General features: G+C 70.8%; 13 protein-coding genes. 6 read left to right on the forward strand and 7 right to left on the reverse strand.

The window, feature by feature from the left end; translation table 11 throughout:
* Nucleotides 1–15 precede the first annotated feature (15 nt).
* Entirely contained in the window at nucleotides 16–759 is a 744-nt protein-coding gene (locus ACZ68L_RS14725) for an ABC transporter permease (protein WP_469577127.1), read from the reverse strand.
* 42 nt (nucleotides 760–801) lie between these two features.
* Nucleotides 802–1584: an ABC transporter ATP-binding protein gene (locus ACZ68L_RS14730; protein WP_469577129.1), complete on the reverse strand. Its 783-nt coding sequence runs from the start codon at nucleotides 1582–1584 to the stop codon at nucleotides 802–804.
* Nucleotides 1585–1666: 82 nt separating this feature from the next.
* On the opposite strand from ACZ68L_RS14730, the gene ACZ68L_RS14735 reads away from it, so the two are divergent.
* The 4 genes from ACZ68L_RS14735 (at nucleotide 1667) to ACZ68L_RS14750 (ending at nucleotide 6630) form a co-directional block, all read left to right on the forward strand.
* On the forward strand, nucleotides 1667–2308 hold the full coding sequence (locus tag ACZ68L_RS14735) for a TetR/AcrR family transcriptional regulator (RefSeq protein WP_469577131.1): 642 nt from the start codon (nucleotides 1667–1669) through the stop codon (nucleotides 2306–2308).
* 166 nt (nucleotides 2309–2474) lie between these two features.
* Nucleotides 2475–3323 carry a 3-hydroxyacyl-CoA dehydrogenase family protein gene (locus tag ACZ68L_RS14740; protein ID WP_361440664.1) on the forward strand — a complete coding sequence of 283 codons (849 nt, stop codon included), beginning with the start codon at nucleotides 2475–2477 and terminating at the stop codon, nucleotides 3321–3323.
* 236 nt (nucleotides 3324–3559) lie between these two features.
* Nucleotides 3560–3883, forward strand: coding sequence for an STAS domain-containing protein (locus ACZ68L_RS14745; protein ID WP_266357903.1), 324 nt, complete (start codon nucleotides 3560–3562; stop codon nucleotides 3881–3883).
* Nucleotides 3884–4128: 245 nt separating this feature from the next.
* Nucleotides 4129–6630 carry an ATP-binding protein gene (locus ACZ68L_RS14750; protein WP_469577133.1) on the forward strand — a complete coding sequence of 834 codons (2502 nt, stop codon included), beginning with the start codon at nucleotides 4129–4131 and terminating at the stop codon, nucleotides 6628–6630.
* A 67-nt stretch (nucleotides 6631–6697) separates the two neighbouring features.
* On the opposite strand, the gene nucS is transcribed toward ACZ68L_RS14750, so the two are convergent.
* Nucleotides 6698–7369 (reverse strand): endonuclease NucS, encoded by a 672-nt coding sequence (gene nucS, locus ACZ68L_RS14755; protein WP_469577134.1) that lies wholly within the window; start codon nucleotides 7367–7369, stop codon nucleotides 6698–6700.
* A gap of 263 nt (nucleotides 7370–7632) precedes the next feature.
* Between nucS and ACZ68L_RS14760 the strand changes: the two genes are divergently transcribed.
* Nucleotides 7633–8025, forward strand: coding sequence for an SCO5389 family protein (locus ACZ68L_RS14760; RefSeq protein ID WP_030971516.1), 393 nt, complete (start codon nucleotides 7633–7635; stop codon nucleotides 8023–8025).
* A 308-nt stretch (nucleotides 8026–8333) separates the two neighbouring features.
* Here the strand turns inward: ACZ68L_RS14760 and ACZ68L_RS14765 are convergent, their stop codons facing one another.
* On the reverse strand, nucleotides 8334–9377 hold the full coding sequence (locus ACZ68L_RS14765) for an LLM class flavin-dependent oxidoreductase (protein ID WP_469577135.1): 1044 nt from the start codon (nucleotides 9375–9377) through the stop codon (nucleotides 8334–8336).
* Between the two features lie 209 nt (nucleotides 9378–9586).
* On the opposite strand from ACZ68L_RS14765, the gene ACZ68L_RS14770 reads away from it, so the two are divergent.
* Nucleotides 9587–9916 (forward strand): ATP/GTP-binding protein, encoded by a 330-nt coding sequence (locus tag ACZ68L_RS14770; protein WP_469577136.1) that lies wholly within the window; start codon nucleotides 9587–9589, stop codon nucleotides 9914–9916.
* Nucleotides 9917–9943: 27 nt separating this feature from the next.
* On the opposite strand, the gene ACZ68L_RS14775 is transcribed toward ACZ68L_RS14770, so the two are convergent.
* The 3 genes from ACZ68L_RS14775 to ACZ68L_RS14785 all read right to left on the reverse strand — a co-directional run bounded on the left by ACZ68L_RS14775 (nucleotide 9944) and on the right by ACZ68L_RS14785 (nucleotide 12975).
* A complete protein-coding gene (locus ACZ68L_RS14775) occupies nucleotides 9944–10801 on the reverse strand; it encodes an ABC transporter permease subunit (protein ID WP_469577138.1) in 858 nt (285 codons plus the stop codon).
* Entirely contained in the window at nucleotides 10798–11976 is a 1179-nt protein-coding gene (locus tag ACZ68L_RS14780; RefSeq protein WP_469577140.1) for an ABC transporter ATP-binding protein, read from the reverse strand. Before ACZ68L_RS14780 ends, ACZ68L_RS14775 begins: the two co-directional genes overlap by 4 nt.
* Nucleotides 11977–12195: 219 nt before the next feature.
* The gene (locus tag ACZ68L_RS14785) at nucleotides 12196–12975 is read right to left on the reverse strand and encodes an ABC transporter permease (RefSeq protein ID WP_469577142.1); all 780 of its coding nucleotides are present in this window, start codon (nucleotides 12973–12975) and stop codon (nucleotides 12196–12198) included.
* Nucleotides 12976–12979 lie beyond the last annotated feature (4 nt).

Genomic DNA, 12979 nt, shown 5'->3' on the forward strand with positions numbered 1-12979 from the left:
TCCGGACGAGAGGCGCTAGGCCCGGCGGAAGACGCGTGTGCCCAGCGTCACGGCGAGGGCGGCGAAGCCGAGCGCCACCAGGACGCCGTACAGCATGTGTGCGGTGGCGTACGAGCCCACGTACGCGTCCCGTACCGCGTCCACGAGGTAGCGGAACGGGGTGAGGTGGGAGAGCACGTCCAGCCAGCCGGGGCCCAGCGTCATCGGCAGCATCAGACCGGAGAGCAGCATGGCCGGCATGGTGATCGAGTTGATCACCGGTCCGAACTCCTGCGGCGTACGGACCTTCATGGCCAGGGCGTACGACAGAGAGGCCAGCGAGACCGTCAGCAGTCCGACGAACGCGAAGCCGATCAGCACCCCCCACAGTGGCGCGCGCAGCCCCATGAGTACGGCGGCGAGGACCAGCAGCACCGCCTGGAACATGAACAGCAACGCATCCCGCAGGACCCGGCCCAGCAGCAGAGCCGCCCGGCTGACCGGGGTCACCCGCATCCGCTCCACAACCCCGTTCGCGTTGTCGATGATGATGGCGAACCCGGCGAACGAGGCGCCGAACAAGCCGAGTTGGAGCAGCAGTCCGGGGACCAGGATCTGCCAGGAGTCACCGGCCGGACCGAGCGGCAGTCCGGTGAGCAGCGGGCCGAAGAAGAGCAGGTACAGCAGCGGCATGAGGATGCCGAAGAGGATCTGGAACCTGGAGCGCAGGGTCTGCCGGGCATACCGGTCAAAGATGAGCGCGGTGTCGTGGAGAAGCATCGGATTCCTCTGGGACGGTCGGTCACGGTGCTGGTCACAGGGCTAGACGGCGAGGGGATGGGCGTCGGCGGGCGCGGGGGAGCGCCCGGTGATCGCGAGGAAGGCGTCCTGGAGCGAGGCGTCGGCCGAGCCCGCGTACCGGGTCTTCAGCGCGGCGGGTGTGCCCTCTGCCGCCACCTCGCCGACGTCGACCACGACCAGCCGGTCCGCGAGGGCGTCCGCCTCGTCGAGGTAGTGGGTGGTGAGCACGACGGTCGTGCCGGATTCGTCGCGCAGCCGGCGGACCAGCGCCCACAGATCGGCGCGGCTGCCCGGGTCGAGTCCGGTGGTCGGCTCGTCGAGGAAGAGCACGGCGGGGCGGTGGGTGAGTCCCATCGCGATGTCGAGCCGCCGCCGCTGGCCCCCGGAGAGCGTGGCCGTCTTGCGGTCGAGCAGCTCCGTCAGGCCCAGGTCGTCGGCGAGTTCTCCGGCGCGGGCCGTCGCGGCGGACGTGCCGAGCCGGTACATCCGGCCCTGGGTGACCAGCTCCTCCCGCACGGTGATGTGGGGATCGACGCCACCGGACTGTGCGACGTAGCCGCACTTCTCCCGTACGCCCGCCGGATTCGTGAGCAGGTCGCAGCCGGCGACGGTGGCCGCTCCGCCGGTGGGGGCGAGCAGCGTGGTGAGCATCCGGAGGGTGGTGGTCTTGCCCGCTCCGTTGGGACCGAGGAGGCCGACGATCTCACCGCTCGCGACCTTCAGATCGATGGAGCGTACGGCCGTCACCGGGCCGCTCCTGGTATCGAAGGTCCGGGCGAGGCCGGCCGTGCTGATGATTGGCATAGCGACCACAAAAACAGAGCCACTGAAAAAATGCAATGACTCCAAATATTCATCAACCCCATGAGGGCCCTACGATGGGCCCATGGCTGAGGGACTCAGGGAGCGCAAGAAGCGCCAGACCAGGCAGCACCTCTCGGATGTGGCGACGGGTCTCTTCCTGGAGCGGGGCTTCGACGCGGTCACGATCGCCGAGATCGCCCGCGCCGCCGACGTCTCGGTGAACACGGTCTACAACTACTTCCCGACCAAGGAGGACCTCTTCCTGGACCGCAGCCGCGGCATCGTCGACCGCCTCTCCCGCTACGTCCGGGGCCGCGACAAGGGCGAGTCCGCGGCCGACGCCGTCCTGCGTGAACTGCGCATCCAGGTGGAGGGCGTGTCCCCCACCGTCGGTCTGATGGAGGGCTACGCGCACTTCGCGCGGGTCATCGAGGGCGCCGACGGTCTCAAGGCGCGCCTCTGGCACGTGCAGCAGGAGGCCCTGCTGCATCTGGAGACGACGCTCCAGGAGGAGTCCGGAGCCGGGGCCGGTGACCCGACCCCGATCCTGGTGGCCGGTCAGCTCTCCTGGGTGCACAGCACGCTGATCGGGTACATCGGCCGTGAGATGGTCGCGGGCCGCAAGGCCGCCGAGGTGTCCCGCGACGCGCTCGTCCTGCTCGACGAGATCGAGGACCTCCTCGGCGAGAAGGTCCTCAACTACGCCCGGCGCGCCGCAGAATGACGGATGCCGGTGTGATGTCCGTCATGTGAGACGTGACGCGCATCTCTTCACGGCCCCAGGGCCCCTCACGGGTACTAATCTCCGCCGGAGGGCATGCGAACAACCATCAGGACCGGGCCGTGCAGGGACCAGCTGCAGGGGCGAACAGAAACCAAGGGGTGCACACGTGGCCAGGAAGCTAGCCGTCATCGGAGCAGGACTCATGGGATCCGGCATCGCGCAGGTCTCCGCCCAGGCGGGCTGGGACGTCGTGCTGCGGGACGTCACCGACGAGGCCCTGACCCGTGGTCGTGACGGCATCAAGGCCTCGTACGACAAGTTCGTCTCCAAGGGGAAGCTGGAGGCGGCCGACGCCGACGCCGCGCTGGCCCGCATCACCACCACCACCGACCTCGACGCGGTCGCCGACGCGGATGTCGTCGTCGAGGCCGTCTTCGAGAAGCTTGAGGTCAAGCACGAGATCTTCCGGGCCCTCGACAAGATCGTCCGGGACGACGCCGTCCTCGCGTCCAACACCTCCGCCATCCCGATCACCAAGATCGCGGCCGTGACGGAGCGCCCCGAGCGCGTCGTCGGTGTGCACTTCTTCTCGCCGGTCCCGATGATGCAGCTCTGCGAACTGGTCCGCGGCTACAAGACCAGCGACGAAACCCTCGCCACCGCGCGGGAGTTCGCCGAGTCAGTCGGCAAGACCTGCATCGTCGTCAACCGTGACGTGGCCGGCTTCGTCACCACCCGGCTGATCTCGGCCCTCGTCGTCGAAGCCGCCAAGCTGTACGAGTCGGGCGTCGCCTCGGCCGAGGACATCGACATCGCGTGCAAGCTGGGCTTCGGCCACGCCATGGGGCCCCTCGCCACGGCGGACCTGACCGGCGTCGACATCCTGCTGCACGCCACGAGCAACATCTACACCGAGTCGCAGGACGAGAAGTTCGCCGCCCCGGAGCTGATGCGCCGGATGGTGGACGCAGGTGACATCGGCCGCAAGAGCGGGCAGGGCTTCTACACGTACTGATTGTTTTCGGTCCTCCGGTTGCCTGATCTGCCGTCGGTCGGGCCCGGAGGTCCGGGGGGCGTCTTTCGGATTCGGTGGGCCCGCTCGGGTCCTTGCCGGTCCTTGGTCACTCCACGGAGTGAATTCGGTATCGGTTCGCTTACAGACGGCAACTTCCCTGTCTCCGCCGCAGTCAGTTGTGGGAGAGACAGAACAGACAGACGAACCTTGCTACGGAGTATTCCCGGGGAGCGCATATGCACATCAGGGGCGACCACGCCGAGCTGGTCGTCGGGGGCCGCCTCGACGTCCGAAGCGCGGCGGACGCCCGTACGGCCCTGCACTCGGCTCTCGACAACGGAGTCGGCGACCTGGTGCTCGACCTGACCGAGCTGGATTCCTGGGACGCGACCGGACTCGGCGTCATCATGGGCGCACACCGCCGGGCCGGACGGGCCGGACGACGACTGGTGCTCCGCGGCGTGCCGCCGCAGATGCAGCGCCTGCTCGTGGCGACCCGGCTGCACCGCATCCTGGCGATCGAGGGCGGAATCGCCGCGGACTCCCTGCCGCGCGTGTAAGTGCCTGCCCGGCCCGGCGGACCGGCCGTGGCCATACGGTCGGCCGAAGGCGCACATTCCGTACGAGAACGTGCGCTTCGGGCGGCGCGACCCCCCGACTGTGCGCGGAGACAGCACGACGGTCTAGGGTTCGGCCGTCCGCCGATTGACGGGAACCCACCGGGCGGACACCGGACCAGAAGCGACAGCGGGGCGTGCGAGGCCGGGAGGGGCAATCGTGCGCGACGCGTCTGGGGGCTTTGGTGATGGACCCGACACATCGGGGGCCGGAAGAGTACGGCCGGGACAACGAAGGCTTCCGCGAGGAGGCCGACCGGCGACGACCGTCCGGCGATCTGTCCCCGAGCTCTCCGCTCCGTTCGAGCAGGGGAGGCCCCATGAGTCCGGATTTCGGTCAGCAAACGCCGCAACAGGCGCGTGTCGTCCGGCTGATATCGGGTGCCCACCTCCTCACCGTCAACCCGGTCGACGGCAGCGAGGTCGAGCTGTGCCCGCCGGGGGAGCAGCCCGAGCCTCCGGCCCGGCGCACCGCTGCCCAGCGCGCCGACCGCGAACGCGCCACCGCACCGCCCGTCCCGCCGGGGCCGCCCGCCCCTCAACTGCCGCTCCTCGAACGCGCCGAGGAACGCGAACGGCTGGTGCGCCTGCTGGCCCGCGGCCGCTCGGTACGGCTCACCGGACCGGCCGGATCCGGCCGTACGGCACTGCTGAACGCCGTCGCCGCCGACTGCGCGGACCTCGCGCCCGACGGAGTCGTACGGCTCTCCGGCTACAAGCGGACCGCCACCGACCTGCTGTACGGGCTCTTCGAGGCCGTCCATGACGCACCGCTGCACCGGCCCGACCGCGCAGGTCTCCTCGACGGGGTCCGGCGCATCGGCGCCGTCGTCGTGCTCGACGACCTGGAGGTCGGCGGGGCCGCCCTGGAGGAACTGCTCGACGCCACACCGGAGTGCGCGTTCCTGTTCGCGACGGATCCGGATGTCGCCGCACCCACCGCCGACTCGTACCTCGACGAGGTCTTCCTCGCGGGCCTGGGCCGCGTCTCCTCGATCGAGCTGCTGGAACGGGTCGTCGAGCGTCCGCTCACCGACGAGGAGGCGAACTGGGCGGGAGACCTCTGGTTCGAGTCCGAGGGGCTGCCGCTGCGCTTCGTCCAGGCCGGCGCCCTGCTGCGCCAGCGCGACATGCTGCGCACCGACCCGGAGGTCTACGAAGGCCTCGACGACCGGATCGCCGACGCGCCCTTCGGGCACGACGAGGCCGTCGACGGCGTCCACATACCGCTGCCCAGCCTCGGCGAGGGCGCGGCGCCCGCCGCGCTGCTCGCCTCACGGCTGAGCGGACCCGCCCGCGACACCCTGCGCTTCGCGGTCGCACTCGGCGGCGAGGTGCCGCACCAGGCGCATCTGCCGGCGCTCGTGGGGGACACCCACGCCGACGCCGCACTCGGCGAACTGGCCGGCTGCGGGCTGCTCTCCCCGGCCGGCCCGCGCTACCGGCTGGCCGCCGGAGTCGTCGCCCAGCTGGAGGCCGCCGGATACGGAGAGGACAGCACCGACCGGGCCCGGACGGCGGCCCAGCACTACGCCTGGTGGGCCGGTCACCCCTCGGTCACTCCCGCACGGGCGACCGCCGAGGCCGATGCCGTCATCGCGGCCCTGACGCGGCTCGTCCCCGGCGACGCGGCGGGCCAGACCAGCGCGGCCGTGCTGCTGGCCCGCAGTGCCTCCCCGGCCTTCGCGGCAGGACTGCACTGGGGCGCCTGGGAGCGGGCACTGAGGATCGGCCAGGAGGCGGCCAGGATCGCCGGAGAAGTCGCCGAAGAGGCTTACTTCCACCACGAGTTGGGTGTCCTGGCGCTCTGCGACGGCAACCCGGACCGGGCCAGGGCGGAGCTGGAGACAGCGATCAGCATGCGCGGGGCGCTCGCCGACAAGTCGGGCGCGGTGGCCGGACGACGCGCGCTCGCGCTGGTCGCCGACCTCTCCGGCGGCCGTACCCCGGGCGTCGAGGACACGCCCGCCGCACCGTACGAAGTGACCGTGCCGACCGTCGCCGGTCCCGCGACGGCCGTGACACAGGCGCTGTCGCGGCCGTACGAGGACGCCACCGCGGTGATCTCCCGGCAGAACGCCCCCGGGGCCCCCAGAGGTGCGCGGCGCGGTCGGTTCGCGGCGCTGCGCGGGGCCCGGCGCAATCTGGCCGCCGCGGGCGCGGGCGTGCTCCTCGTCGGCGGGCTCGGCACGGTGGTGGCGCTGGGGATGACGGGCGACCGTGACACCCCGGGGAACCCCGGTGTCACGACCGAGGAGTCGGTGGGCCGGGACGACGCCGGGAACGGAGCCCCGGCCGACGGTTCCACGGACGGCCCGGCCCCCGGAGGCGCGGCACCCAGCGGCGGCGCGGGGACGCCGGGCCCCTCGGGCGGGCAGACGACGCCGAGCGGGAGCTCCACACCGTCCACGGACCCGACGGGGCCGGACGACACCCCGTCGTCTTCGTCCACGCCGTCCAGCGACAAGCCGTCGTCGGACAGGCCGACCAAGACGTCCGGCCCGACGAAGTCGTCCACGCCGACGAAGCCGGACAGTCCGAGCCCGAGTCCGTCGGAACCCGACTCCCCGGAACCGACGGAATCGGCCAGCGAGCCCCCGCCGACCTCGCCGGACACCTCCGACTCGGCGAGCGGGCCCGCCGCGTCCTCCCCGGCGGCGAGTACGGACAGCGGTCCGACGGTGGCCTGAGCCACCCCCGGAACCGCCGGACGCCGGACGGGCCAGGCCCGTCCGGGGTCGGCAGGGACCGGAAAGGTCAGAACAGGCGCAGCTTGTCGTCCTCGATGCCGCGCAGCGCGTCGTAGTCGAGCACCACACAGCCGATCCCGCGGTCCGTCGCCAGCACCCGGGCCTGCGGCTTGATCTCCTGCGCCGCGAAGATGCCCTTCACGGGGGCGAGATGGGGATCGCGGTTGAGCAGCTCCAGATAGCGGGTCAGCTGCTCCACGCCGTCGATCTCGCCGCGCCGCTTCAGCTCCACGGCCACGGTCTGCCCGTCGGCGTCCCGGCACAGGATGTCGACGGGTCCGATGGCGGTGAAGTACTCGCGGCGGATCAGGGTGTAGCCCTCGCCGAGTGTCTCGATCCGGTCAGCGAGGAGTTCCTGCAGATGCGCCTCGACGCCGTCCTTGATCAGGCCCGGGTCGACGCCCAGCTCATGGGACGAGTCATGGAGGATTTCCTCCATCGTGATGATCAGTTTCTCGCCCGCTTTGTTCACCACGGTCCACACACCGGCGGTGTCGTCCGTGCCCTCCTTGAGCGTGCACGGCGGGGACATCCAGTTGAGGGGTTTGTACGCCCTGTCGTCGGCGTGGATCGAAACACTCCCGTCCGCCTTCACCAGGATCAGACGGGGAGCGGAGGGCAGGTGGGCCGTGAGCCGGCCGGCGTAGTCCACGGAGCAGCGGGCGATGACGAGACGCATGGTCGGCAACGCTACTCGACGACGGGGGCTCCACGCGATTCTCCCTCCGTCGCCCGCCACCGCCCCCGGACCGGGGCGTTCCGGGCTTGCCCCTCTTTGCTCCCCTTCGTTATTGGCCGGTTGTGTTCCCAATCTCCTGGTGCGGCCAGGACTGCACCCTTACCGTGTAAGCAGGAGGTCGCCGTCTGTGCACGCTGCGTCGCCGTCCTCCTTCCCTGCCCGTAAGGCCCCGGCCCGCCGTCGGGGTCGCGAGAGGAGAACCCATGTCGCTCGACGTCTCACCGGCGCTGTTGGAACAGGCCGAGCGAGGCGAGGTCGACGAAGCCGACTTCGTCGACTGCGTCCGGACCTCCCTGCCCTACGCATGGGAGATGATCAGCTCTCTGGTGGCTCAGCTGAAGGTCGACGGCGGCGAGTTCGCCGACAACCAGACGCCCCCGCCGGACGAGCAGGCACGTGGTCAGCTGCTGCGCGCGCTCGCGAGTGATGCGATACGTGGCGCGCTGCAGCGGCACTTCGGGGTGCGCCTGGCATTCCAGAACTGCCACCGCGTCGCGGTGTTCCCGCTGGACGCCTCGGTCGACGAGCGTCTGGCCCGCTTCACCTCGGTGAGGGGCCAGTTGCTCAATCAGTCGCCCGAACTTCGGGACTGCTAGGCCGTATCGTCCTGAGGGGGCGTTCTCGCGCCTGTCCGGCGGATCAGGGTCGGACAGGGCGCGGCGTCCCGTGAGGTGTGTCGCGGGATGCCGGAACGTCCCGGACGGGATCACCCCTGCTCGAACGAGATCGAGAGCTCGGGCAGGGTGCCGTTCGGATGTTCCGGCAAGACCGCGAGGTGCCGTGCCGGGTGTCGCGCCCCCGGCCATGAGCCGCCGGACACGCGCTGAACGCCTCTGCCGCTGTTCCGGGCCGTTGGGGGCGCGACCGGCTCCGGGGCGGCAGCCCCCGTACCCCTGACGCGTTCTCATGCGAGCAGTGGCAGCACTTCGGTGCCCAGCCGCGCTACGTTCTCCTCCGTGGCCGCCAGATCTCCCGAACCCTCCGTCAGGAGCGCGAATCGGGTGATGCCTGTCCGCTCGGCCGTGGCGGCCAGCCGGTCGGCCGCGAGCCGGGGCGGCCCCACCGGATGAAGGCCGCAGAGCAGCTCCGTATAGGCGACCGGGTCGCGCATCACCCGGTGCCGGCCGTCGACCGTCACATGGGCGTCCAGGCCCTGCCGCAGCCAGCCGGGCATCGCCTTCACGAGGGTCTCCACGGCGTCCTCGGAACGGTCGGCGATCTGGGCCACCCCCGCGGACACGTGTCCGGCCTCGCGGACGCTCTCGGGCGAACGGCCCGCGGCGAGAGCGGAGGAGCGCCACAGAGCGATCATCTCGGCCTTCTCCTCGTCACCGCAGTGCATTCCGAGCAGCATCGGCAGACCGTTCTCCGCGGCGAGCCGTACCGTCTTCGGCGAGGTGCACGCGACGACGACCTCGGGGCCGCCGGAGCCCTCGCCGCCGTCCCGGTCGAGCAGTTCGTCGGCCCGGGGGACCACCGCCACCTCGCGGAAGCCGTAGCGCTCGCCGTTGCCCGCGACTCGTGGTTCGCTCAGCCAGTCCAGCAACAGCTCCAGGGCCTCCGGGAAGCCCTTCTCGTACGCCTCCAGGCCTCCGCCGAACACCTCCAGGTCCACCCAGGGGCCGCCCCGGCCGACGCCGAGCGTGAATCTGCCGCCGCTGGTGAGATGGAGCAGCGCGGCCTGTTCGCCCAGCGCGACCGGGTGCTGGGTCGGCAGTACGCTCACCGCCGTACCCACCCGGATTCTCCGGGTGCGGCCGAGCAGCAGCGCGGCCAGTGTGACGGCGGACGGGCAGACCCCGTACGGCACGAAATGATGTTCTGCCAGCCAGACCGAGTCGAGGCCGGATTCCTCCGCGACCTCGGTGGACCGGATCGCGCGATGCAGCGCTTCCCCCGGCCCCTGTCCCGGAAACTGGGCTGCCAGTACGAACGTTCCCACACGCATGGCCAATTGCCTCCTTGCGGCCGACGCGGCTCTCCCCTACCGGCAACAACGTCTGACACGTGCCAAAGGCACGGTCCAGTAGCAAGTTGTTGCGATTTTCCGGTAACCCACTCCGTCCGCGAAGCCGCCCCGGACGGTACGGACGCCCGCATCGGCCAAATGGCCCTACGCTGGACGGGAACTGCCCAGCCTGCCCCGTGAGGTGTCACGTGTCCCCGCGCCGCAACCGCCCCCGAGGCGGCGAGAGTCCCGACGACAGCGCAGCGGAGCCGGGGGCCCGGTACGGGGGCGGCGGTCGGACGGAGGAGTGGCGCGGCGAGGAGTGGTCGGTCCGCCCGGTGAGCGGCGCGAGCGCGGCCGGAAAGCGCTACCGCTGTCCCGGCTGCGACCAGGAGATCCCGTCCGGCGTCCCGCATCTGGTGGCCTGGTCCGAGTACGGCGGGATCGACGACCGCAGGCACTGGCACAAGGCCTGCTGGAACGCGAAGGACCGCCGCACCACACAGGTGCAGCGGTCCAGGAACGCGCCTCGCCACTGAGGTCCCGCGGCCGGTCCGGCCGACGGGTCACACGTCGCGCGCGTCCAGCGTCGCGTAGGCGGCGACCATGGCCGCGGCCGTCAGCCCGAGCATGATCCACAGCGGGTCCCAGCCGGACGGCCCCGACCCGGTGACCGAGGTGTCGTAGAACGCGCTGAGCTGGCTGGGGATCGAGTACTCGAAGAGTGCCTGCCGCAGATCGGCCAGCGAGTCCGAGAACATGAAGATGGCCAGCACGAGCGGCAGCAGCACCACCCCGATCATGATCGTGATCGCGCCCGCGGAATGCCGGATGAGCGCACCGATCGCCAGCGAGAGCAGGCCCAGCAGCGCGATGTAGAGGCCGACGCCGACCGTGGCGCGCAGCCAGTCGTCGCCGCTCGGCTCCTTGCCGTCCAGCATGGCCACCTGCACCGCACCGACCACGGCGGTCACCACGGTCGTGATGGTGAAGGTGAGCAGGAAGAAGACGATCGCCTTGGCGGTGAGCACCCGGCTCCGGCTGGGGCAGGCCGTCAGCGTCGTGCGGATCAGGCCCGTGCTGTACTCCGAGGCGATGGTCAGCACGCCGAGCGTGATCACACAGATCGAGCCCAGGAGCACGCCGAAGAAGCCGAAGCTGAGCTCCGGGACATCGCCGATGGTGGCGTTGGTCGTGGTCAGCAGGACCGCCGCCATGATGCCGAAACCGAGTACCAGCACGACCAGGACGCCGAGCGTCCACATCGTGGAGCGCACGGAACGGATCTTGGTCCACTCGGAGGCGAGCGCGTCGCCGAGGCTGGCGGGACGCACCGGGATCGGGGAGGCGTAGAGCCCGTGCATGCTCTGCTGCGGGGCGGGGGGCTGCTGGTACGGCGCCTGCGGGGTCGGCGGTGTGGTCATCGGGCGTCCTCGCTGGTCTCGCTCTTGGTCAGGTCTGCGGGGGCTGCGGCGGCCTCGGAGGGGGCCGGGGCGGTCCCGGACGGGGCCGGCGTGACGAGAGCCGCCGGGGCCCCCGCGTACGGGTTCTGTCCGGGCGGCGGCGGGGCGTACCAGCCCTGCTGCGGCATCTCCGGGACCGGCTGCCGAGGCGGCGCCCCGTAACCGGGCTGCGGTCCGTACCCGCCGTGCGCCGGCTGCTGCAGCCCGGCCTTCTGGTCCTCCGTCGAGCGGTAGTCCACGGCGCCCTGCGTCATCCGCATGTACGCCTCCTCCAGCGAGGCCTGGTGCGGCGAGAGCTCCCACAGCCGGACGTCCGACTCGTGGGCCAGATCGCTGATCCGCGGCAGCGCGAGACCCGTGATCCGCAGCGCCCCGTCCGGTTCCGGCATGACCTGGCCGCCCGCCTCGGTGAGCGAGGCGGTCAGCTTCTCCCGCGGCTCCGGCGCGCCGTCCGCGACCCGCACCCGGGCGAAGTCGGCCGAATTGGCGGAAATGAAGTCCTTGACGCTCATGTCGGCGAGCAGCTGTCCGCGGCCGATCACGATCAGATGGTCGGCGGTGAGCGCCATCTCGCTCATCAGATGGCTGGAGACGAAGACCGTACGGCCCTCGGACGCCAGCGTCTTCATCAGATTGCGGACCCAGAGGATGCCCTCGGGGTCGAGGCCGTTGACGGGCTCGTCGAAGAGCAGCACCTGCGGGTCGCCGAGCAGCGCCGCCGCGATGCCGAGCCGCTGGCCCATGCCGAGCGAGAAGCCCTTGGACCGCTTCCGCGCGACCTCGTGCAGACCGACGACACCGAGTACCTCGTCGACCCGGGCGGCCGGGATGCCGGCGAGCTGGGCGAGCGAGAGGAGGTGGTTACGGGCGCTGCGGCCGCCGTGCACCGCCTTCGCGTCCAGCAGCGCACCCACCTGTCGCGGGGCGTTCGGCAGGCTGCGGAAGGGGTGGCCGCCGATCGTGACATGGCCGGCCGTCGGTCGGTCCAGGCCCAGCATCATGCGCATGGTGGTGGACTTGCCCGACCCGTTGGGACCGAGGAATCCGGTGACGGCACCCGGCCGCACCTGGAAGGAAAGGTTGTGCACGGCCGTCTTCGCGCCATAGCGCTTGGTCAGGCCGACTGCCTCGATCATGCTCCAGCCCCATCGACTCTTGTCCGTCGTCGGGGCCCAGGCCGTTCGGCCGCATGCCCCCCGTAAGAGTTAGGAGGATATCCAGGCCTTGACGGTTCCGGCCAAGTCGTTACAGGAGCGCGTCGCTCCGCGTCGGAGCGGACGGGACGTTTCCGGCCAGGCGCACGGGTCGCTCACCGGCCGTGCGCGCCGCCCCGGCGAGCGTCCCGCCCGCACCCGTCACGCGTCCCGCTTCTTCAGTACGAGATAGCCGCCGACCAGCGCGGCCGCCACCCAGGCGAGCAGAATGCCGAGCCCGCCCCACGGCCCGTACGGGGCCGGATTGCTGTTCATGGCGTCGGGCACCACCTGCATGATCTTGGACCCGGCCTGGTCGGGGAAGTAGCGGGCGACCTTCTTCGCGCCCGGTACCGCCGACAGGATCTGGGAGACCAGGAAGAAGAACGGCATCAGAATGCCGAGCGACAGCATGGAGCTGCGCAGCATCGTCGCCACGCCCATGGAGAAGATCCCGATCAGGCCCATGTAGAGGCCACCGCCGACGACCGCCCGCAATACGTGTTCCGCACCGATGTCCGTGCGGTGATCGCCGAGGAGCGCCTGCCCGAGGAAGAACGAGACGAAGCTGGTGACGATGCCGACCACCAGGGCCAGCACCCCGGCCACGGCGACCTTGCTGAAGAGGAACGAACCGCGCTGGGGCACGGCGGCCAGCGAGGTACGGATCATGCCCGAGCTGTACTCCGTACCGACCACCAGCACACCGAAGACGACCACGGCCAGCTGGCCGAGGACCATTCCGGAGAAGCTGATGAGCGTCGGGTCGAAGGTGGCCTGCTCCGCCGGGGGGAGGTCCTTGAACTGGGCGTTCATCAGGGCACAGAGTGCCGCGCTCATCGCGACGGTGACGACGAACGCGGAGATCAGGGTCCAGACGGTCGAGGAGACCGTGCGGATCTTGGTCCATTCGGAGGTGAGGACCGCGGGTACCGATGCCATCGTC

This window comes from Streptomyces sp. NPDC104309 (genome assembly GCF_055584025.1).